Below are 21,185 nucleotides of genomic sequence, written 5' to 3'. Positions count from 1 at the left end.
GTCCCCCCCCCCCCCCCGTTTTTGGGGTCCCAAAACAAACCCCCCCGGGCGCCCCGGCCGCGTGTTTTGGGGGGGGGGGGGGGTACTGTTTGTGCCCCCCCCCCCACTTCACGCTCCGGTAACAGGCGAACCCGTCACTGGTCCCTGTACATCTCCGCGACGAGGAACGCCAGGTCGAGGGACTGGCTGCGGTTCAGTCGCGGGTCGCAGGCCGTCTCGTAGCGCTGGTGCAGATCGTCGACGAAGATCTCGTCGCCGCCGCCCACGCACTCGGTGACGTCGTCGCCGGTCAGCTCGACATGGATGCCGCCCGGGTGCGTGCCCAGACCCTTGTGGACCTCGAAGAAGCCCTTGACCTCGTCGAGCACGTCGTCGAAGCGGCGGGTCTTGTGGCCCGAGGCCGCCTCGTAGGTGTTGCCGTGCATCGGGTCGGTGATCCAGGCGACGGTCGCGCCGGAGGCGGTGACCTTCTCCACCAGCTCGGGCAGCTTGTCGCGGACCTTGTCCGCGCCCATCCGCACGATGAAGGTGAGCCGGCCCGGCTCGCGCTCCGGGTCGAGACGGTCGATGTACTGCAGCGCGTCCTCGGCCGTCGTCGTCGGGCCCAGCTTGATCCCGATCGGGTTGCGGATCCTGGAGGCGAACTCGATGTGCGCACCGTCCAGCTGACGGGTGCGCTCACCGATCCAGACCATGTGGCCGGAGACGTCGTACAGCTGACCCGTCCGCGAGTCGACCCTGGTCAGCGCCGACTCGTAGTCGAGAAGCAGTGCCTCGTGGGAGGCGTAGAACTCGACGGTCTTGAACTCCTCCGGGTCGGTGCCACAGGCCCGCATGAAGTTCAGCGCGTTGTCGATCTCGCGCGCCAGCTGCTCGTAGCGCTGGCCGGACGGGGACGACCGCACGAAGTCCTGGTTCCAGGCGTGCACCTGACGCAGGTCGGCGTAGCCGCCGGTGGCGAAGGCGCGCACCAGGTTGAGCGTGGAGGCGGAGGCGTTGTACATCCGCTTCAGGCGCTCGGGGTCCGGGATGCGGGCCTCTTCGGTGAAGTCGAACCCGTTGACGGAATCGCCCCGGTAGGTCGGCAGGGTCACGCCGCCGCGGGTCTCGGTGGGCTTGGAGCGCGGCTTGGAGTACTGGCCGGCGATCCGGCCGACCTTCACGACCGGCACCGAGGCGGCGTACGTGAGCACGGCGCCCATCTGGAGCAGGGTCTTGAGCTTGTTGCGGATGTGGTCGGCGGACACCGCGTCGAAGGCCTCGGCGCAGTCGCCGCCCTGGAGCAGGAACGCCTCGCCCTTGGCGACGGCTCCCAGCCGGGCGCGCAGCTGGTCGCACTCGCCCGCGAAGACGAGCGGCGGATACGACTCGAGGTCCGCGATCACATCGCGCAGAGCCTCGGCATCGGGGTACTCGGGCTGCTGCGCCGCGGGCAGGTTTCGCCAGGTGTTGCCAGCGCTCGCGCTGGGCTTAGCGTTCACGGTCACCTCCACAACATTACGGGGTCGTGTCGGGCGTCCATTCACCTGCTCATCAATTGAGACGGTGCGCGCTCGATCGGGGCCGCTCCGGGCGGCATGCGGCAGGGCCGCGCGCCGCCCGGAGGAGGGCACGTGGCTAGTCCACGTCGAGCTGGTTGCGGTCGACGTTGATCTTCACGCCGCCGTGTGTCTCGGCCGTGTCGCCCTGGTACTGGTGGATGCGCTGGTGCTCGGACCACAGTGTCGCGGGGATCGCCGGATCCGCGGTGGTGGCCTGGCTATTCCAGCGGGCGAAGTGGAGCACGTCGGGCAGGGTGGTGCTACTCCTGTTGGCCACCAGGTCGGTGACCAGCGAGCCGACGTTGCCGTACGCGCCGGAGCGATAGCCCAGCGTGTGGAGGCGCTCGGTGTAGGCGTCCAGGTAACCCAGCACCCGGGTGGTCAGGGCCCCGCCGGGGGTGTAGTTCTCCAGGTCGTTGTAGATCACCGAGCCCTTGCCGAATCCCAGTGCGGCGGCCTGCCGGACGGCGTCGTCGGCCGCGGCGATGCCCTGCGACACCGGACTGGTGATCACCGCGCAACCGCCCACGCAGCTGCCGCTGCCGGAGGCCGGCTGCCGGCCGACGTACAGCGGGATGAACCGCCAGCCGCGCGTGTACTGCGTCCGCACCCACTCGGCGGTCAGTTTCGACTGGGAGCAGGCGCGGTTGATCCCGCCGATGTAGACGCCCACGGCGCGGTAGCCGGACGTGGACCACCAGGCGTCCATCGCCGACTGGTCCGGCGCGGTGCAGGCGTCGAAGCCCCGCCCTCGGTAGGACGTGGCGTCGGCGGGCAGGGGCGCCGCGCCGGGTGCGCCGGCGGTCGGCTCGGTCTGCGCGGCGGCGACGGGCAGCCCGGCGCCGCCGAGGATGCTCTGGATCCGCGCACGGTCGTCCGCGTAGGCGGCGGTCACGGCGACGCCGTCCGCGACGACCCGGTAGGTACCGGCCGTGCGGTTCTCCGTCACGGTGCTCCCGGCGGCGGTGGAGGGCTCGACCAGGAGCGCTTCGGTGCGGCCGCGTGCCCCGGCCGGGCAGTCCGGCCGGTTGCCGGGTGTGCCGAGGTACACGGCGTGCCGGTCGAAGCGGACACAGGCGTCCGGATGCTCGTCCAGGTCCACGACCTCCCAGGAGGCGGGGACGGTGAACTCGTGGCCGCCGTAGCCGACCCGGGTCGTGGCTTCGGGGTCGGACGGGCGCGGGGCCGCGCGCGCGGCGTCGGGCGCGCCGACGGCGAGGGCTGCGGCCGCGACGAGCACCACGAGCGCACGGGCGCCACCGCGGCGAAGCCGGGATGAACAGGCTGCCTGAACGACTCTGTGCCGGGGTGAGCGGCCTGCGTAAAGGGCTCCCCGCTGAGGTGAGCGGGCTGTGTGAACGGATCTCTGCTGAAGTGAGCGGGCTGTGTGAACGGATCTCTGCTGAGGTGAGCGGGCTGCGTGAATGGCGTTCTCCTCGATCGGGCTTCCTGGCCATCCATGGCCGGTAACCCACCGGTCCGAACGCCGCGCGCGAACGGTTCACGCTGTTGCCCGACCCCCGGCGTCGGGTAAAGTGCGGCGCATGTTCGCGCACTCCAACCAGAACTGGTGGTGGACCGCTCACCCGGCGGCCCACTGACTGCGCGTACGCACTACTTCGCGAAGGCCGCCCGAGGGGCGGCCTTCGGTGTTTGCGGACCCAGGTCGTTCCTCTCCGGGATCCCGAGAATCCGGGATCCCGGGATTCAGAGAGGGAACAGGACCGATGAACCTGCTCGACCTGCTGGACGATCCCCGTCCGTTCGCGCTGCTGCGCCGCCGGACGCCGGGCCGTGACCACGATGTCGTGGAGCTCCTGCTCGGCCCGGTCGCCGCCTGCGACCGCCTCGCCGACATCCCGGTCGGCGACCGCCCCTCCCTCGCCCTGGTCCCGTACCGCCAGATCCGGGAGCGCGGCTTCGACGTGCGCGACGACGGCACACCGCTCGCGGTGCTGACCGCCGAGGAGACGTACGAACTGCCGCTGGAGCAGGTCCTGGCGGAGCTGCCGTCGCACGACGTGCGGGTCGAGGGCGGGGGCTTCGACGTCGCCGACGAGGAGTACGCCGGGATCGTCGGGCGGGTGCTGCGCGAGGAGATCGGGCGGGGCGAGGGCGCGAACTTCGTGATCCGGCGTACCTACGAGGGCCGGATCCCGGGGTTCGGGAAGGCCGACGCCCTGGCCCTGTTCCGCCGGCTCCTGGTCGGTGAGCGGGGCGCGTACTGGACGTACGTCGTACACACCGGGGAGCGGACGCTGGTCGGGGCGAGCCCCGAGGTGCATGTGCGGATGTCGGGCGGGACCGTCGTGATGAACCCGATCAGCGGGACGTACCGCTACCCCGCCGAGGAACCTTCCGTGGACGATCTGCTCGGCTTCCTCGGCGACGGCAAGGAGATCGAGGAACTCTCGATGGTCGTCGACGAGGAGCTCAAGATGATGTGCACCGTCGGCGACATGGGCGGGGTGGTGATCGGGCCGCGGCTGAAGGAGATGGCCCATCTCGCGCACACCGAGTACGAGTTGCGGGGCCGGTCCTCGATGGATGTGCGCGAGGTCCTGAAGGAGACCATGTTCGCGGCGACCGTCACCGGGTCGCCGGTGCAGAACGCCTGCCGGGTGATCGAGCGCCACGAAGTCGGCGGGCGGGGTTACTACGCGGGCGCGCTGGCCCTGCTCGGGCGGCACCCGGGTGGCGGGCGGGAAGGAGCTGTCGGGGCGCAGACCCTGGACTCCCCCATCCTCATCCGGACCGCCGACATCGACGCGGAGGGCCGGCTGCGGGTGCCGGTGGGCGCCACCCTCGTACGAGGATCCGACCCGGCGAGCGAGGTCGCGGAGACGCATGCGAAGGCGGCCGGGGTGCTGGCGGCGCTGGGGGTGGTGGGCACGAGGCCGCGCGAGGAGCGCGTACGGCCGAGGCTGGCCGACGATCCGCGGGTGCGGGCGGCGCTCGACGGGCGGCGGGCCTCGCTCGCGCCGTTCTGGCTGCGGATGCAGGAGCGGGCCGACTCCCTTGCGGGACACGCCCTCGTGGTGGACGGCGAGGACACCTTCACGGCGATGCTCGCGCATGTGCTGCGGTCGTCGGGCCTGGAGGTGACGGTACGGCGGTACGACGAGCCGGGGCTGCGGGAGGCGGTCCTCGCACACGAGGGCCCTGTCGTCCTGGGCCCCGGTCCTGGCGACCCCTCGGACATGACCGACCCCAAGATGCGCTTCCTGCGGGCGCTGACCGCCGAGGTGATCCGGGGTCACCGGGACGGTGTGCTCGGTGTCTGTCTGGGGCACGAGCTGATCGCGGCCGAGCTGGGCCTGGAGATCGTCCGCAAGGAAGTGCCGTACCAGGGCGCGCAGACCGTGATCGACCTCTTCGGGCGGACCGAGACCGTCGGCTTCTACAACAGCTTCGTGGCGCGCTGCGACGACGAGGCCCTCGCGGAGTTGTCCGCGCACGGCATCGAGGTCAGCCGCGGTGGCGGCGAGGTGCACGCGATGCGCGGTCCCGGGTTCGCGGGCGTGCAGTTCCACCCGGAGTCGGTGCTGACGCTGAACGGCGCGACGGTCGTACGGGAGCTGATCGGTCAGCTGCGCGGTACCAGCACGTTCTCGGAGCGGCGGCCCGCCGTGTAGTCGAGCACGTTCCTGACCGTGGCGTCGACGATCTGGCCGACGGCGTCCTCGGTGTAGTACGCCTGGTGGGAGGTGACCAGGACGTTCGGGAAGGTGACGAGGCGGGCCAGGGTGTCGTCCTCGATGGCCTCCAGGGACTTGTCGAGGAAGAACAGGCCCGCCTCCGCCTCGTACACGTCGAGGCCGACGCCCGTGAAACGGCCCGCGCGCAGTTCGTCGACGAGGGCCTTGGTGTCGATCAGGCCGCCGCGGCTGGAGTTCACCAGGATCGCGTCGTCCTTCATCGCACGCAGCGCGGCGGCGTCGATGAGGCGCTGGGTCTCCGGGATCAGCGGGACGTGCAGGCTGATCAGGTCGGACTCGGCGAGGAGTTGCTCCTTGGGGACGTACTTCATGCCTAGTTCGACACAGGCCGGGTTCTCGGCGATGTCCCAGCCGAGCAGGTTCATGCCGAAGCCGTGGGCGATCCTGGTGAAGGCCTCGCCGATCTTGCCGGTGCCGAGGACACCCGCGGTGCGGCCGTGCATGTCACGGCCCATCAGACCGTCGAGGCGGAAGTCGAAGTCGCGGGTGCGGGTGGCGGCGCGCACGATACGGCGGTTGACGGCCATGCCGAGGGTCCAGGCGAACTCGGCGACCGAGTACGGCGAGTAGGACGAGACCCGGGCGACCGTCATGCCGAGCCGTTCGGCGACCTCGAGATCGACATTGTTGAAGCCGGTGGAGCGCTGGGCGACCAGTTGGGTGCCGCCGGCCGCCAGGGTCTGCAGGACGCGGTGGCCCAGGCCGCAGTTGACGCTGGTGGAGACGGCCTCGTAGCCGGCCGCGATGGGAGCGGTGTCCTCGGTGAGGAATACATCGAGGCAGCGGCAGCGGCGGACCTCGGGGTGTCCTGCGAAGGCCCTCTCGATCAGGGGCTTCTCGTCGGACTGGACGCCGAACGCAAGAATCTCCACCGACTTCTCCCGTTCTGGAGGGTTATGGGCCGAATATACGGCCCATAACCCCGGGGTGCCGGATCGGCACGGTCACCGCGGCCGGCACCATCAGCACGGTCGGCACCGTCGGTGCCGTCGGTGCCGTCGGTACGGTCGGCACCCTTCATCACGGTCGGTGCCGTCCGTACGGTCGGTGCCGTCAGCCGAAGAAGACGCCGACCTCCTCGTACAGCTTCGGATCCACCGTCTTCAGCTTGGCGGTGGCCTCCGCGATCGGGACGCGGACGATGTCCGTGCCGCGCAGGGCGACCATCTTGCCGAAGTCGCCGTCCCGGACGGCCTCGATGGCGTGCAGTCCGAAGCGGGTGGCGAGCCAGCGGTCGAAGGCGCTGGGGGTACCGCCGCGCTGGACGTGCCCGAGGACCGTGGTGCGGGCCTCCTTGCCGGTGCGCCTCTCGATCTCCTTGGCCAGCCACTCACCGACGCCGGACAGGCGGACATGACCGAAGGAGTCGAGCGTGCCGTCCTTGAGGACCATGTCGCCGTCCTTGGGCATCGCCCCTTCGGCGACGACCACGATCGGCGCGTACGAGGCCTTGAAGCGGGAGGTCACCCAGGCGCAGACCTGGTCGACGTCGAAACGCTGCTCGGGGATGAGGATGACGTTCGCACCGCCCGCGAGTCCCGAGTGGAGGGCGATCCAGCCCGCGTGCCGGCCCATCACCTCGCAGACGAGCACCCGCATGTGCGACTCCGCGGTGGTGTGCAGCCGGTCGATCGCCTCCGTCGCGATGCCGACCGCCGTGTCGAAGCCGAAGGTGTAGTCGGTGGCGGACAGGTCGTTGTCGATGGTCTTCGGTACGCCGATGACGTTGATGCCGTATTCGTCGGTGAGGCGCGCGGCGACCCCGAGGGTGTCCTCGCCGCCGATCGCGATGAGCGCGTCGACCTCCTGCTTGGCGAGGTTCTCCTTGATCCGGCGGATGCCGTTCTCCTCCTTGAGGGGGTTGGTGCGCGAGGAGCCGAGGATGGTGCCGCCGCGGGGCAGGATGCCACGCACGGCGGGGATGTCGAGCCGGACGGTGTCGCCCTGGAGCGGACCTCGCCAGCCGTCCCGGAAGCCGACGAAGTCATAGCCGTACTCCTGCACGCCCTTGCGGACGATGCCCCGGATGACGGCGTTGAGCCCGGGGCAGTCGCCGCCTCCGGTCAGTACTCCGACCCGCATGGAAAGTCCCTTCGCCGCGATTGCCTGATGAGACTCACGCTAATAGTGATCCAGGTCACTTCGGCATGGTGCGGAAGGTCAATTCCGGTGAATTGTGCGGGTGTTGATCATTCCCCTTCACTCGAAAGTGTGGGTGCGTGAGGTTTACGCCTCGTCAAGACCGCGCTCTATGGCGTAGCGCACCAGCTCGACGCGGTTGTGGAGTTGCAGCTTGCCCAGGGTGTTCTGCACGTGGTTCTGCACCGTGCGGTGGGAGATGACGAGGCGCTCGGCTATCTGCTTGTAGCTCAGGCCCTTGGCCACCAGCCGGAGCACCTCGGTCTCGCGGTCGGTGAGCTGCGGGGCCCTGGGCTCGTCGGCGCCCGCCGCGGGGCCGGGGTCGGACGCCAGGCGCCGGTACTCGCCGAGCACCAGGCCCGCGAGGCCCGGGGTGAACACCGGGTCGCCGACGGCCGTGCGGCGCACCGCGTCGATCAGCTCCTCCGTGGACGCCGACTTCAGCAGATAGCCGGTGGCACCGGACTTCACGGCCTCCAGCACGTCGGCGTGCTCGCCGCTGGCCGACAGGACCAGGACGCGCAGTGCCGGGTTGGCGCCGACCAGTTCCTTGCACACCTGGACACCGGGCTTGGCGGGCAGGTTCAGGTCGAGCACCAGGACGTCGGGCACGGCGGCCTGGGCGCGGCGCACGGCCTGCTCCCCGTCGCCGGCCGTGGCGACCACGTCGAAGCCGGCCTCGGCCAGGTCACGGGCGACGGCGTCGCGCCACATGGGGTGGTCGTCGACCACCATGACCTTGATGGGGACCTGCCCTCGCACTTCCGTGCCCTCCGTCGCCCCTGTCATCGCGGGCCCGCCGTCGTCGTCTTGGTCATCGCTGTTGTTCCGCCTTCCCCCGTGAAACCTTCGGCACCTTCAGCTCGACCTCCGTGCCCTGGCCCGGCACCGAGAGCAGTTCGGCCGTGCCGCCCAGGTCGCGCAGTCGGCCGCGGATGGACAGGGCGACCCCGAGCCGCCCTTCGCCCTCGGCCTGGGCGAGCCGGCCCTCCGGGATGCCGGGGCCCTCGTCGCGTACGGTCACGATCACCGCGTCCGGCTCGTCCTCGACCAGGATCCAGGCGCGGGCGTCCGCACCTGCGTGCTTGCGCACATTGTCCAGGGCGGCACCGACAGCGGCGGTCAGCTCCTGGGCCGCGGCAGGGGCGAGCGACACGGGTGCGCCGGGCTCGGAAAGAGTCACGCGCGCGGTGGCGTACGGAGCGAGCAGTGCGCGCAGATCCACCGGGCCCCCGTCGTCGTCCGGCTCCTCGACGGCGCGTACGACCGCACCGAGCGCGGCGTCCTCGGACACCCGCGAGACGGGCACGAGTCCGCCCGAGACCAGCGTGCGCAGCGCGACCTCCTGCTCGCCGGCCATCCGGCCCAGCTCCGCCGCCTCGCCGCCGAGCGCGGAACCGCGCCGCTGCACCATGGCGAGGACCTGGAGGACTCCGTCGTGGATGTCGCGGGCCAGCCGCTCGCGCTCGCGGGTGGCGGCCTCGATCTCCAGGGCGCGGGCGAGGGTGCGCTCGGAGGCGCGGGCGACCTCGACGACGTATCCGATGGCGATGGAGGCGACCCAGACGAGGATCACGTTGTGGACGGTGTCGCGGGTCGGGGCACCGCGCTCGACGATGTTGACGGCCGCGACCAGCGTGGAGGCGAAGGCCGCCCAGCGCCAGCCGCCCTTGATCGCGAAGGCCAGGACGGATCCCGCGGTCCATATCGACGGCAGCGTCGGGCCCCCGGCCTCTATCCGCGAGGAGGCGTCGGCGACCCGGGTGAGCAGGATGCCGGCGAGCGCGATGGTGAGGTCGGCGGTGAGGAAGCGCTTGGTGCAGCTGGCCGCGTTCGCGACTCGGGGGAGGGTCACCAGGGTCCACACGAACAGCACCGCGTAGAAGGCGATGGCCACCCAGGGGCGGGCGAACCTGTCGTACGCGCTGGCGAAGAGGCCGATCGCGTACAGCATGGTCAGGACGCGGTACGCGGTGAGCGCACGCCACAGCGGCTGCTCGACCGACATCCTCATCACACGCTCGCGCCTGGCCATCTCCCCCACCCCACCCTCAGTCCCCCGCCCTCACCCCTACTCCCGCACGTCCTGACGGACGCGTCTAGGACCCGGACCGTTCCCTGTCCGCCCGCTCGGCTTCCTCGGTGGCCTGCTTCTCGGCCTGCTCCTCGGCGGCCTGCTTCTCGGCCTGTTCCTCGGCGGCCTGCTTCTCGGCCTGTTCCTTGGCGGCCTGCTTCTCGGCCTGTTCCTCGGCGGCCTGCTTCTCGGCCTGTTCCTTGGCAGCTTGTTTCTCGGCCTGCGCGAGCGCGGCCTTCGCCGCCTTCTCCGCGTCCTTCTCCGCCTTCGCCGCCTCCGCGATCTGCCGCTTGGCGGCCGTCGCGTAGATGTCGACGTACTCCTGGCCGGAGAGCTTCATGATCTCGTACATGACCTCGTCGGTCACCGCGCGGAGCACGAAACGGTCGTGCTCCATGCCGCTGTAGCGACCGAAGTCCAGCGGCTTGCCGATGCGGATGCCCGGGCGCATCAGCTTGGGCATCACCTTGCCGGGCGGCTGGATCTTCTCGGTGTCGATCATCGCGACCGGGATCACGGGCGCGCCGGAGGCGAGCGCCACGCGCGCGAGGCCGCCGGGTTTGCCGCGGTAGAGGCGGCCGTCGGGCGAACGCGTGCCCTCCGGATAGATCCCGAACAGCTCACCGCGCTCCAGGACCTCTATGCCGCTCTTGATGGCCGCCTCACCCGCGCCGCGCGCACCGGAGCGGTCCACGGGGAGCTGGCCGACGCCCTTGAAGAAGGCGGCGGTCATCCGGCCCTTGATGCCGGGCGTCGTGAAGTACTCGGCCTTCGCGATGAAGGTCACCTTGCGGTCCAGGACCGCGGGCAGGAAAAACGAGTCGGAGAACGACAGGTGATTGCTCGCCAGGATGGCCGGGCCCTCGGCGGGGATGTTCTCGAGGCCTTCCACCCAGGGCCTGAAGGCGAGCTTCAGCGGCCCTCCGATGGAAAACTTCATTGCGCCGTAGATCAACCGAGTGCCTCCTGTGTCGTCGATCAGACCTTAACCCGGAGCGCCCTGAATGAACCCGACGGCCCTGGTCGGTGTCAGTACGGTCGCGTACGGTGAAGTACGCCTCGAAGCCTCGGGGGTTCGTTCCGCCCGCCTCATGGCCGTCCGCCCGCCTCATGAAGATCCGCCCTGCCTCATGACCGTCCGCCCGTCTCAGAAGATCCGCCCCGCCTCATGAACATCCGCCCCGCCTCATGAACAGGAGACCGAAGGTGCCGGTCCTTCCGGGAGCCGAGCCGTTCCGCCGCGAGGGCGGAGAGGTCGGTGTCCTCCTCTGCCACGATTTCACCGGGTCACCGCAGTCTCTGCGCCCCTGGGCGGAGTATCTCGCCGAGCGTGGCCTGACCGTGGCGCTGCCGCTGCTGCCCGGGCACGGCACACGCTGGGAGGACATGCAGCTCACCGGCTGGCAGGACTGGTACGCGGAGGTGGACCGCGAGCTGCGCGCCCTGAGGGAGCGGTGCGCGCGGGTCTTCGTGGCCGGCCTCTCCCTGGGTGCCGCGCTCACCCTGCGCCTCGCGGCCAAGCACGGTGACGAGGTCAGCGGCATCGTCGTCGTCAACCCGCTGAACAAGGTGCGCGGCTTGGCGGCGCACGCCCTCCCGGTGCTCCGCCACGTCGTCCGGTCCACCAAGGGGATCGCGAGCGACATCGCCAAGGAGGGCTCCCAGGAGCTCGGGTACGACCGGGTTCCGCTGCACGCCGCGCACTCGATGCGGACGTTCTGCAGGGTGGTGGACAGTGGGCTGCCGCAGGTCACCCAGCCGATACTGCTGCTGCACAGCGCCGAGGACCATGTCGTGTCCCCCGCAGACTCCGCGCGCGTCCTCAGCCGGGTGTCGTCCACGGACGTGACGGAGATCTTGCTGGAACAGAGCTACCACGTCGCGACGTTGGACCACGACGCGGACCGGATCTTCGAGGAGAGCTACGCGTTCATCGCCCGGCTCGCGCCCGGCGTCGGCAAGGAGTCCGACGCCGGTCAGGTGGATCACGTGGGGCATGCGGGGCATGTGGGGCAGCAGGAAGGGACGGCCACCGGTGGCTGAGCACGACGCGGAACGCGGCGATTCCGAGGAGAAGGGCGCACCTCTCGGCGAGCCTGTGGGCGACTCCCTCGGGGCGCTCGGTGAGCCTGTCGGCGGGGCACCCGGTGAGCCGCTCGGTGAGCCGCTGGGCGGGAGTCTCGGTGAGCCCCTCGACGAGGAACAGAACGTGCCCTTCGACGAGGACGCGGCGTGGCAGGCGATCGTCGCCGGGTACGGCGAGGAGCCGCCGGACCCGCCCGGCTCGAAACCGTTCAAGTCGGTCGAGGACCTGGCCCTCCTCGACCCGGAGACGAACGACGGGCCCGAGGGCGCGGCGACGTCGGACAAGGCCGGGGCCGGGGACGGGCCGGCCGCGGCCAAGCCCCTCGGCAGCTCGGTCGCCTTCGCGCCCGGGGTGGTCGGCGGCCCGCGCGACTACCAGGCGCCCGAGCCCACCGACGACGACTTCGACGAGGACGACGAGGGCCACTTCGTACCGCCCGAGCCGCCCCCGCTGCCGGCCGCCGACACCACGGCCAAGTTCGCCTGGCTCGGGGTCATCGGCGGACCCGTCCTGCTGCTGCTGGCGGTTCTCCTCGGCTGGGATATGACCTGGTGGCTCACCACCGTCGGCATCGGCGGCTTCCTCGGCGGCTTCGGCACGCTGGTGATGCGTATGAAGACCGACGACGAGGACGGGGACGATCCGGGGCGCGGCGCGGTGGTCTGACCCCGCCCCCGCTCCTCCCCCGCCTCAGGACGCGGGCACTCTGAGGACGGCCAGGACCGGCAGATGGTCCGTGGCCGTCCTCAGGTCCTGCTCCGTCACGCCGGGCAGACCGACCGGCACCCCACACCCCAGCACCTCCACGCCCTGCGTCGCGAAGATCGCGTCGATGCGCTGATGGGGGTTTGTGTGCGCGGAGGTGTTCTCCCCGCCCCAGGGCCGGATCGCCCAGCCGTCCTGGAGAGCGGCGGCGAGACGCTTGAAGGTGCGTCCGTCGGGTCGGTCGTTGAGGTCGCCGCCCGCGACGGCGTACCGGGTGCCGAGGTGGCCGAGGCGGTCGAGAAGCATGCCGGCCTGCTCGTACCGCTCGTCCTGGTGCAACGAGAGGTGGCAGCTCAGGACGCCGAGGCGGGCGCCACCGAAGCGGACGACGGCGGTGGCGAAGCCGCGGCGGTGCCGGCCGGGGGTGAGCGGAAGCAGGACGTCCTCGGTCCGTTCGACGGTCGCCCGCAGCGAACAGAGGAGGGCGGGTCCGGCCGCCGTCGCGCCGCCGGACAGGATCACCTGGCCCGAGGCGGCCGCGAGCCGGGCCAGCTTCTTGCGCCAGCGGAAGAAGCGCGGGGCTTCCTGGATGAGGACCAGGTCGGGTTCGCAGGCGCTGATCACCCGCGCGAGCGCGTCGGTGTCGTCCCGCATGGAGCGGATGTTGTAGCTGAGGACCCGGATGACGGCGGAGCCGTCGGGTTCCGTGTGGGATGCGGGCAGCGGACTGGCTGAGGGGCTGGTCGGCATGGCGATCAAGATACGCCGGTGCGCTCCGCCAGGAGAGCCGGACGGCCCTGGTCGGTTCTTTACCGCGGGTGATACGGGCCCGGACGCGCCCACGCGGCCGGGCCGCACAAGACGACACCCGAACGGGGAACGCTCCCGCGCCCGGGCCGCACAAGACCACACCCGAACGGGGAACGCTCCCGCGCCCGGGCCGCACAAGACCACACCCGAACCAGGAACACCCACCCGCCCGAGCCACACAAGACCACACCCGAACCGGGAACGCCCACCGCCCCCGGGAACGGGAGGCGGCGGGCGCTGTCGTACGGCGTCGGCGTCGTGTGCCGGCGTCACATGATCGGGTCCGGCTCCCTGGCCAGGTCCGCCGCTCCGACGAGCCCGGCCTTGTTGCCCAGCTGCGCCGCGATGACGTCGGCCACCGGGCGCCAGTTGCCGCCCACCAGCCAGCGCTTGTACGAGTTACGGATCGGGTCGAGGACCAGCTCGCCCTCGTCCGAGAGGCCGCCGCCGACGATGAAGGCGGAGGGATCGAAGAGCGAGGCCAGGTCGGCGAGGCCGGCGCCGGCCCAGCGGGCCAGCTCGCGGTAGGAGTCCACCGCCACCGGGCAGCCCTGGCGCGCGGCCATCGAGATGTGCTTGCCCTCGATCCCGTCGGGGGTGCCGTCGCCCAGCCCGAGCAGGATCTCCGCGTTCTCGGGGGTCGCGTTGGCACGCTGCTTGGCGTACCGGACGAGGGCGCGCCCGGAGGCGTACTGCTCCCAGCAGCCCTGCGAGCCGCAGCCGCACAGCAGGCCGTCCGGCACCATGCGGATGTGGCCGAACTCGGCGGCCACGCCGAAGTGCCCGCGGCGCAGCTTGTTGCCGATGATGATGCCGCCGCCGAGGCCCGTGCCCAGCGTGATGCAGATGACGTTGCGGTGGCCTTTGCCCGCGCCGAACTTGTACTCGCCCCAGGCCGCCGCGTTCGCGTCGTTCTCGACGACGACCGGCAGGCCCACGCGCTCCTCGACCTCCGTCTTGAGCGGCTCCTGCCGCCAGTCGATGTTCGGCGCGAAGTAGACCGTCGAGCGCTGGCGGTTCACGTATCCGGCGGCACCGATGCCCACGCCGACGATGTCGTGACCCACGCGCGCACCCTCGACGGCAGCGGCGATGGCGTCCACGATGGCCTGCGGCGTGGTGGGAGTCGGCACCTTGTGGGTCGAGAGGATGTTGCCTTCCTCGTCGACCACACCGGCCGCGATCTTCGTGCCGCCGATATCGACGCCGATGGTGAGTCCCATGAATCCCTCAGTTTCGGTCGAGCCCCGCTACGGCCAACCGTACCCGAGGGGCCCTCAGTCCAGGTCGATGTGCTCCCCTGGACCGGTCCCCTCGTCGCGGGGGCCCGTGTCCCGGGTCGTCCAGCGCCGCTCCTGTGCTTCGACGGCCGAGCGGTAGGCGGCGAGCAGCTCGGAACCGGCGGCCGCGAGGTGGTCGAAGACGTCCGGGTTGCGCTCTATCACCGGCTCGACGGCGGCCTTGGCCTGCTGCACGACCTGGTTGACCATCTGCTGGGCCGTGCCGGAGGCGACCGCGCCGAAGAGCGGCGAGTTCAGTCCGGACAGCTTGTCGGCGACGGCGTCGACGAGCCTGCGCAGCTCCTCGGCGGCCGAGCCCTGCGGTGCGCCGTGCTGCGCGCGACGGCGGGCCTTCTCCGCCGCCAGATCCTCGGCGCACGCCTTCGCCCAGGCGTCGGCGTCGGTCGCGCGCGCCTGTTCGGCGCGCACCTCGTCGGCCGCCTCATCCTGAGCGGCCTCGTACGGGGGGCGCTCTTCGCTCATGGCGGACTCCTGCCTACGGTTCGTGCCTTCGACGTTACCCGAACGGGGGTACACCGTTCACCCTGTCCGAAACCAGCGGCAGGACGACTCGGCCATGTTCCGCGCGGACGCGGATCACCGCGTACGGGGCCACAGATCCGGGTCCGGCGCGAAACGGACCCTCAGCTCACCCTCGCGCAGGGCCGCGCCGGCCACGGTGCAGCGACGCAGGGCGGACGGGAGGGGGACGATCCTGCGGAACTGGCCGGCGGTGACGACGAGTTCGTCACCGCGCCGGATGAGGTCGAGTTCCTCGCGTATCGCGCCGGGGAGCGGGATGTGCCAGACGAGGACTCCGTCGTCGGCCAGGTGGTCGGTGACGGGCCACTCGACCGGGGGCGGCGTCGCGTTGACGCCGGGCACCGGGAGGGCGGCGAGGTCGTCGGTGCCGCGGGGGTCCCGTCCGAGGTGCGGGATCTCGTGCAGGGCGTGCGTGTGCCGCCACTCGTCCAGCGCCTTGTGCTGCTGGGCGGCGAGGCCCGCCAGCCAGGGGTCGTTCGTGGCGGCGGGCAGCACACGGCTCGCGACCAGCGCGTCCACGGCCAGGCCACGCAGCGCGAAGGCGGTGGTGGCGGCGCGTACGGCGTCGGCACCGGCCGGACCCGGCTCGGCGACCAGTCGTACGGTCGTGGCGCGGTCCTCGACGACCGCCTCCGCGGCGGCCAGCTCGATGTCCCAGCGGGCCGCCGTCTCGTACAGCCACTCCGCGGGCATCGGGACGCCCGCCAGCCGGCCGAGGACGGGGCGCAGGGCGCGGGCCGCCTGGCGCTCCGCCGGGAGCAGGCGGCGCAGATAGCGGCGGAGCTCCTCGGGGAGGGCGAGGAGGGCGAGCGCCTGGGGGGCCGGGGGGAGGTCCACGACCAGGAGGCCGTACGTCTCCGACATCGCCGCGTCGCGCAGGGCGCGGAGCAGGGCGAGTTCCTCGGCGCCGGGGAGGGGGGTGACTTCCTCGGCGTCCAGGCGGGAGGCGCCGAGGAGGTCGAGGGCGGTGGTCGCCCGCTTCTGGAAGGCGGTGAGGTCCTCTCGGAAGCGTTCCGCCGCGTCGGGGCGCCAGGCGGTGAGGTTCTGGCCCACCTCCACGGGGGTCGAGCCCGTGGGTACGCCCAGGACCGCGCCCAGGGTGTCCGCGCGGTCGGCGCTCAGCACCAGGGTGCGGGTGCCCTCGCGGGCCGCCTTCAGCGCGGTGGCCGCGGCGACGGTGGTACGGCCGGTGCCGCCTTGGCCTGTGATCAGGATGGTGCGCATGGGGGTGAACGGTACCTCCGGCGGTGGGGCACTGCCGTTTTCGCCCCCGCCGCCTCTTCCCGTCCCGGACCCGGGGCCCCGCCCCCAGACCCCCCCGTATCGGCCCGGCCGGCCTCGTCCTCGAACGCCGGACGGGCTAGGAGCCCGACTCCACCCTCTTCTTCAAGCCCGCCAGGGCGCGGTCGATGATGACCTTCTCGGCCTTGCGCTTGATCATGCCGAGCATGGGGATCTTGACGTCGACGGTCAGCCGGTAGGTGACCTCGGTGGCGCCGGAGCCCGCGGGCTTGAGGAGATAGGAGCCGTCGAGGGAGCGGAGCATCTGGGACTTGACCAGGGTCCAGGAAACCTCGTGGTCACCGGTCCAGGTGTAGCCGAGGGTCTGGTCGTCCTTGATGGCGCCGGCGTCCATGACGAGACGTACCTGCTCGGCGCGGCCCTGCCCGTCCGTGGCGAGTACCTCCGCCTCCTTCACCTCGCCGGTCCAGTCCGGGTAGCGGGCGAAGTCGGCGATGACCGCCATGACGTCAGCCGGTGCCGCCTCGATCGTGATGCTCGAGCTGGTGTGTTCAGCCATCGCCGTGGCTCCTCCAGATGCGGTCCGGTGAGGGAGGGTGGTGCGCACGTGTGTGCAGCGTGAAGGCTACCGCGCACAGCCCCGGGTGCTGTCACCCCACCTGCGGTTCATGGCCGAGGACGGTTCACCACTCCAGCGCCCATGCCCGGCCCGACCCCGCGAAGTGACCCACATTCACGCATTCCGTCGCCCCGATCCGCATCCGGCGGGCGAGTGGCTGGTGAACATGGCCGAAGAGCGCGTACCGGGGGCGGGTGCGGCGGATCGCGTCCAGAAGGGCGCGGGACCCGCGCTCGAAGCGGCGCGCCACCGTGTCGTAGACCAGCTCCGGCACCTCCGGCGGGATGTGCGTGCACAGGACGTCGACCTCGCCGACCGCCTCGATCTTGGCCGCGTACTCCTCGTCGCTGATCTCGTACGGCGTCCGCATGGGTGTCTGGAGCCCCCCGCCGACGAAGCCGAAGACCCGGCCGCCGATCTCGACCCGCTCACCGTCGAGGACCGTGGTACCGGGCCCCGCGTACTCCGGCCACAGGGTCGGCATGTCGACATTGCCGTAGGTCGCGTACGTCGGGGTGGGGAACGCGGCGAACATCTCGGCGTACTGCTTGCGTACCGCCTTCTCGATGGCGGCGGCCCGGTCCGTGCCGATGCCGGACCACAGCCGGGCGCCGAAGTCGCGCGCCTCCGCGAAGCGGCGGGCGGTGCGCAGCTCGACGATGCGGTCCGCGTTCTCCTCGCCGAACAGGTCCGGGAAGATGCCGCGCGAGTGGTCGGCGTAGTCCAGGAAGAGGACCAGGTCACCGAGACAGATCAGGGCGTCCGCACCGTCGCCGGCTCTGGCCAGGTCCCGGACGTTGCCGTGCACGTCACTGACCACATGAACGCGCGTCCTCGGGTTTCCGACCGGTGTGGGTGCCATGACGATCAAGCGTAGGCCTGTGCGGCAAACGTGAACAGAGGTGGTCGGACCTGCGGTTACTGGCCAGTCATCAAGGGCGTGGACTACTGTGCGCGAAGGAACGCCCACACGTGTGACGCAGGGAACATCTCGCCGGGACCCCCTATCTAAACAGCCGTACCGGTGGGTAACGTCCGGGCAGTCCAGTCGTACTCAGGATTTCAACAAGTGATCTCTTGGGTGCCCGCCCGAGCCTTGGACCGCACCGTCGCATCACACAGAGTCGTGGCGCCGGCGCCCTATGAGGAGCAGCAGTCTTGCGCGAGTTCAGCCTTCCGGCTTTGTACGAGGTCCCTGCGGACGGCAATCTGACCGACATCGTCCGCAGAAACGCCGCGCAGCATCCCGACGTCGCCGTCATCGCCCGCAAGGTGGGCGGCACGTGGACGGATGTCACCGCCACCGTGTTCCTCGCCGAGGTGCGGGCCGCCGCCAAGGGCCTGATCGCTTCCGGCGTGCAGCCGGGCGACCGGGTCGGCCTGATGTCCCGTACCCGCTACGAGTGGACGCTGCTGGACTTCGCGATCTGGAGCGCGGGCGCGGTCACCGTGCCGGTGTACGAGACCAGCTCGGCGGAGCAGGTGCAGTGGATCCTCGGCGACTCGGGCGCGACCGCCTGCATCGTCGAGCTGGACACGCACGCGACGTCCGTGGAGTCGGTGCGCGACCGGCTGCCCGCCCTCAAGCACGTCTGGCAGATCGAGGGCGGCGGTGTCGAGGAGCTGGGCCGCGCGGGCAAGGACGTCACCGACGCGACGGTCGAGGAGCGCAGCTCGCTCGCCAAGGCCGACGACCCGGCGACCATCGTCTACACCAGCGGCACGACCGGCCGCCCCAAGGGCTGCGTCCTCACCCACCGCGCCTTCTTCGCGGAGTGCGGGAACATCGTGGAGCGGCTGCGTCCGCTGTTCCGCACCGGCGAGTGTTCCGTGCTGCTCTTCCTCCCCCTCGCGCACGTCTTCGGGCGGCTCGTCCAAGTCGCGCCGATGATGGCGCCGATCAAGCTCGGCTGCGTCCCGGACATCAAGAACCTCACCGACGAACTCGCCGCGTTCCGGCCGACGTTGATCCTCGGTGTGCCGCGTGTCTTCGAGAAGGTCTACAACTCGGCGCGGGCCAAGGCGCAGGCGGACGGCAAGGGCAAGATCTTCGACAAGGCGGCGGACACGGCGATCGCGTACAGCCGCGCGCTGGACACCCCCTCGGGCCCGTCCCTCGGCCTGAAGATCAAGTACAAGACCTTCGACAAGCTCGTCTACAGCAAGCTGCGCGCGGTGCTGGGCGGACGCGGTGAGTACGCCATCTCCGGCGGCGCCCCGCTCGGCGAGCGGCTCGGCCACTTCTTCCGCGGCATCGGCTTCACGGTCCTGGAGGGCTACGGCCTGACCGAGTCCTGCGCGGCCACCGCCTTCAACCCCTGGGACCGTACGAAGATCGGCACGGTCGGCCAGCCGCTGCCCGGTTCCGTGATCCGGATCGCGGACGACGGCGAGGTGCTGCTGCACGGCGAGCACCTGTTCAAGGGGTACTGGAACAACGAGGCCGCGACCGCCGAGGCGCTGGCCGACGGCTGGTTCCACACCGGTGACATCGGCACCCTCGACGAGGACGGCTACCTCCGCATCACCGGCCGCAAGAAGGAGATCATCGTCACCGCGGGCGGCAAGAACGTCGCCCCGGCCGTGATCGAGGACCGCATCCGCGCGCACGCGCTGGTCGCGGAGTGCATGGTGGTCGGCGACGGACGCCCCTTCGTCGGCGCGCTGGTCACCGTCGACGAGGAGTTCCTGGGCCGCTGGGCCGAGGAGCACGGGAAGCCGGCCGGCTCGACCGCGGCGTCGCTGCGGGAGGACGCGGATCTTGTCGCCGCGATCCAGGACGCGGTCGACGACGGCAACGCCGCCGTCTCCAAGGCGGAGTCGGTACGCAAGTTCCGCATCCTCCCCTCCCAGTTCACCGAGGAGTCGGGGCACCTCACGCCGTCGCTGAAGCTCAAGCGCAATGTGGTGGCGAAGGATTACGCCGACGAGATCGAGGCGATCTATCGGGGCTGACGCCCCAGCAGCCGACCTCCCGTCGCAGGGGCGGGGGCCGACCTCCCGTCGCAGGGGCGGGGGCCGAGCTCCCGTCGCAGGGGCGGGGGCCGAGCTCCCGTCGTAGGGGCGGGGGTTTCAGTTCGGCTGCCCGGCCGTGCGTGGTTGCTCGCGCCCGCGCGGCGGAGCCGCACGATGTCACAGCCCCGCGCCCGCCCCCTGACGGGACGGGGAACCGCGCGGCGAGCCCACGCGACAAGGCTCAGTCGCGAGAAGTCAGCGAGCGGCACCCCGGTAGGCGCCGGCGTCCTACAACAGCTCCTTGAGGCGCTCCGCCAGCAGGTCCCAGCGCCACTTCTCCTCGACCCACTGACGCCCCTGCTCCCCCATCCGGCGGCGCAGCTCGGAGTCCCCGAGGAGGGTGACGATGCGGTCGGCCGACTCGTCGGGCGATCCGCCACGCACCACCCAGCCGGTCTCACCGTCGAGGACGGCGTCCGGCGCCCCGCCCGAGTCGCCGGCGACGACGGGCAGCCCGGTCGCGGACGCCTCCAGATACACGATGCCGAGCCCCTCGACGTCGAGACCGCCCCGCCGCGTCCGGCAGGGCATCGCGAAGACGTCCCCGGCGCCGTAGTGCGCGGGCAGCTCGGACCAGGGCACCGCCCCGGTGAAGCGGACGGACGGCCCGACCCCGGTGTCGTACGCGAGCTTGCGCAGCTCCTTCTCGTACGGCCCGCCGCCGACGATCAGCAGCACCGCCTCCGGCTCCTTGGCCAGGACGCTCGGCATGGCGCGGATCAGGGTGTCCTGGCCCTTGCGGGGAACCAGGCGGGAGACGCAGACCACCACCGGGCGGTCCGTCAGGCCGAGCCGGGCGCGGACCTCGGCACCGCCGGAAGCGGGGTGGAAGGTCTTCTCGTCGACGCCGGGCGGCAGCTGGACCATCCGCGCGGCGGCCTCGGGGGTCAGCGCGGCGGCGATCCGCGAGCGCGTGTACTCGCCGAGGTAGGTGATCGTGTCCGTGGACTCGCCGATGCGGCGCAACAGCCCGCGCGCGGCGGGCAGTTGGGCCCACCCGGCCTCGTGCCCGTGCGTGGTCGCCACGATCCGCCGGGCGCCCGCCCGGCGCAGCGCCGGCGCCATCAGGCCGAGCGGTGCCGCCGCCCCGAACCACACCGACGTACAGCCGTGTTCGCGCAGCAGCCCGACGGCACGGCGGGTGGCGCCCGGGGTCGGCAGCAGCATCGTGGTGTGGTCGCGTACGACGGTGAAGGGCTGCTCGGCGTCGAAGGCGGCCGTGGCCTCGACACCCTCCCGGCTCCGCTTCCAGGTGGAGGCGTAGACGACGATCCGCTCGGGGTCCAGGCGCAGCGCCATGTTGTGCAGGAACGCCTGGATGCCGCCGGGGCGGGGCGGGAAGTCGTTCGTCACGATCAGGGTCTTGTCCATCGTGTTCGACACTATCGAACCTATACTCACAGGTCAGCACG

19 protein-coding genes are annotated in these 21,185 nt (G+C 71.2%); 5 read left to right on the top strand and 14 right to left on the bottom strand.

From position 1 onward, the window contains the following. Positions 1 to 134: 134 nt before the first annotated feature. Both ACFVXA_RS12880 and ACFVXA_RS12875 read right to left on the bottom strand, forming a co-directional pair. The gene (locus ACFVXA_RS12880; RefSeq protein ID WP_362029519.1) at positions 135 to 1,487 is read right to left on the bottom strand and encodes a class II 3-deoxy-7-phosphoheptulonate synthase; all 1,353 of its coding nucleotides are present in this window, start codon (positions 1,485 to 1,487) and stop codon (positions 135 to 137) included. Positions 1,488 to 1,617: 130 nt separating this feature from the next. Further along, entirely contained in the window at positions 1,618 to 2,784 is a 1,167-nt protein-coding gene (locus ACFVXA_RS12875) for a glycoside hydrolase domain-containing protein (RefSeq protein WP_390024965.1), read from the bottom strand. Between the two features lie 181 nt (positions 2,785 to 2,965). On the opposite strand from ACFVXA_RS12875, the gene ACFVXA_RS12870 reads away from it, so the two are divergent. After that, the gene (locus tag ACFVXA_RS12870) at positions 2,966 to 3,142 is read left to right on the top strand and encodes a trp operon leader peptide (protein WP_384019284.1); all 177 of its coding nucleotides are present in this window, start codon (positions 2,966 to 2,968) and stop codon (positions 3,140 to 3,142) included. 126 nt (positions 3,143 to 3,268) lie between these two features. Beyond that, positions 3,269 to 5,176, top strand: coding sequence for an anthranilate synthase family protein (locus tag ACFVXA_RS12865; RefSeq protein WP_390024963.1), 1,908 nt, complete (start codon positions 3,269 to 3,271; stop codon positions 5,174 to 5,176). Here ACFVXA_RS12865 and ACFVXA_RS12860 read toward each other — a convergent pair. The 5 genes from ACFVXA_RS12860 to ACFVXA_RS12840 all read right to left on the bottom strand — a co-directional run bounded on the left by ACFVXA_RS12860 (position 5,128) and on the right by ACFVXA_RS12840 (position 10,413). Then, the gene (locus ACFVXA_RS12860) at positions 5,128 to 6,132 is read right to left on the bottom strand and encodes a 2-hydroxyacid dehydrogenase (RefSeq protein ID WP_362029527.1); all 1,005 of its coding nucleotides are present in this window, start codon (positions 6,130 to 6,132) and stop codon (positions 5,128 to 5,130) included. The two genes, ACFVXA_RS12865 and ACFVXA_RS12860, sit on opposite strands and share 49 nt — an antisense overlap. A gap of 181 nt (positions 6,133 to 6,313) precedes the next feature. Beyond that, positions 6,314 to 7,342 carry a 6-phosphofructokinase gene (locus ACFVXA_RS12855; protein ID WP_362029530.1) on the bottom strand — a complete coding sequence of 343 codons (1,029 nt, stop codon included), beginning with the start codon at positions 7,340 to 7,342 and terminating at the stop codon, positions 6,314 to 6,316. Positions 7,343 to 7,486: 144 nt separating this feature from the next. Next, positions 7,487 to 8,134, bottom strand: coding sequence for a response regulator (locus ACFVXA_RS12850; RefSeq protein ID WP_389747399.1), 648 nt, complete (start codon positions 8,132 to 8,134; stop codon positions 7,487 to 7,489). A gap of 79 nt (positions 8,135 to 8,213) precedes the next feature. After that, entirely contained in the window at positions 8,214 to 9,434 is a 1,221-nt protein-coding gene (gene macS / locus ACFVXA_RS12845; RefSeq protein ID WP_362029536.1) for a MacS family sensor histidine kinase, read from the bottom strand. A 64-nt stretch (positions 9,435 to 9,498) separates the two neighbouring features. Then, complete coding sequence (locus ACFVXA_RS12840; protein ID WP_390024961.1) at positions 9,499 to 10,413, bottom strand: 1-acyl-sn-glycerol-3-phosphate acyltransferase; 915 nt, start codon at positions 10,411 to 10,413, stop codon at positions 9,499 to 9,501. A 266-nt stretch (positions 10,414 to 10,679) separates the two neighbouring features. Here ACFVXA_RS12840 and ACFVXA_RS12835 point away from each other — a divergent pair, with 266 nt between their 5' ends. Both ACFVXA_RS12835 and ACFVXA_RS12830 read left to right on the top strand, forming a co-directional pair. Continuing rightward, a complete protein-coding gene (locus ACFVXA_RS12835; RefSeq protein ID WP_390024959.1) occupies positions 10,680 to 11,516 on the top strand; it encodes an alpha/beta hydrolase in 837 nt (278 codons plus the stop codon). Next, on the top strand, positions 11,509 to 12,225 hold the full coding sequence (locus tag ACFVXA_RS12830) for a hypothetical protein (protein ID WP_389513213.1): 717 nt from the start codon (positions 11,509 to 11,511) through the stop codon (positions 12,223 to 12,225). Before ACFVXA_RS12835 ends, ACFVXA_RS12830 begins: the two co-directional genes overlap by 8 nt. A 24-nt stretch (positions 12,226 to 12,249) precedes the next feature. Here the strand turns inward: ACFVXA_RS12830 and ACFVXA_RS12825 are convergent, their stop codons facing one another. The 6 genes from ACFVXA_RS12825 to ACFVXA_RS12800 all read right to left on the bottom strand — a co-directional run bounded on the left by ACFVXA_RS12825 (position 12,250) and on the right by ACFVXA_RS12800 (position 17,578). Beyond that, positions 12,250 to 13,014, bottom strand: a complete 765-nt coding sequence (locus ACFVXA_RS12825; protein WP_362029548.1) for an endonuclease/exonuclease/phosphatase family protein — start codon at positions 13,012 to 13,014, stop codon at positions 12,250 to 12,252. Between the two features lie 329 nt (positions 13,015 to 13,343). After that, the gene (locus ACFVXA_RS12820; protein ID WP_362029551.1) at positions 13,344 to 14,297 is read right to left on the bottom strand and encodes an ROK family glucokinase; all 954 of its coding nucleotides are present in this window, start codon (positions 14,295 to 14,297) and stop codon (positions 13,344 to 13,346) included. Positions 14,298 to 14,351: 54 nt separating this feature from the next. Beyond that, complete coding sequence (locus ACFVXA_RS12815) at positions 14,352 to 14,837, bottom strand: DUF5304 domain-containing protein (protein ID WP_362029554.1); 486 nt, start codon at positions 14,835 to 14,837, stop codon at positions 14,352 to 14,354. A 114-nt stretch (positions 14,838 to 14,951) separates the two neighbouring features. Then, positions 14,952 to 16,121 carry an ArsA-related P-loop ATPase gene (locus ACFVXA_RS12810; RefSeq protein ID WP_362029557.1) on the bottom strand — a complete coding sequence of 390 codons (1,170 nt, stop codon included), beginning with the start codon at positions 16,119 to 16,121 and terminating at the stop codon, positions 14,952 to 14,954. A gap of 136 nt (positions 16,122 to 16,257) precedes the next feature. After that, positions 16,258 to 16,698: an SRPBCC family protein gene (locus tag ACFVXA_RS12805; protein WP_362029560.1), complete on the bottom strand. Its 441-nt coding sequence runs from the start codon at positions 16,696 to 16,698 to the stop codon at positions 16,258 to 16,260. A gap of 124 nt (positions 16,699 to 16,822) precedes the next feature. Further along, positions 16,823 to 17,578 carry a metallophosphoesterase gene (locus tag ACFVXA_RS12800; RefSeq protein ID WP_362029709.1) on the bottom strand — a complete coding sequence of 252 codons (756 nt, stop codon included), beginning with the start codon at positions 17,576 to 17,578 and terminating at the stop codon, positions 16,823 to 16,825. A gap of 338 nt (positions 17,579 to 17,916) precedes the next feature. On the opposite strand from ACFVXA_RS12800, the gene ACFVXA_RS12795 reads away from it, so the two are divergent. Next, positions 17,917 to 19,713: an AMP-dependent synthetase/ligase gene (locus ACFVXA_RS12795; RefSeq protein ID WP_390024957.1), complete on the top strand. Its 1,797-nt coding sequence runs from the start codon at positions 17,917 to 17,919 to the stop codon at positions 19,711 to 19,713. Between the two features lie 288 nt (positions 19,714 to 20,001). Here the strand turns inward: ACFVXA_RS12795 and ACFVXA_RS12790 are convergent, their stop codons facing one another. After that, a complete protein-coding gene (locus ACFVXA_RS12790; protein ID WP_389752548.1) occupies positions 20,002 to 21,144 on the bottom strand; it encodes a glycosyltransferase family 4 protein in 1,143 nt (380 codons plus the stop codon). Between the last annotated feature and the right edge of the window lie 41 nt (positions 21,145 to 21,185).

The organism is Streptomyces sp. NPDC058246 (genome assembly GCF_042881985.1).
GTDB lineage: Bacteria > Actinomycetota > Actinomycetes > Streptomycetales > Streptomycetaceae > Streptomyces.
Note: the sequence above shows the minus strand (reverse complement) of the source record. Positions and strands in the feature narration are given on the sequence as shown.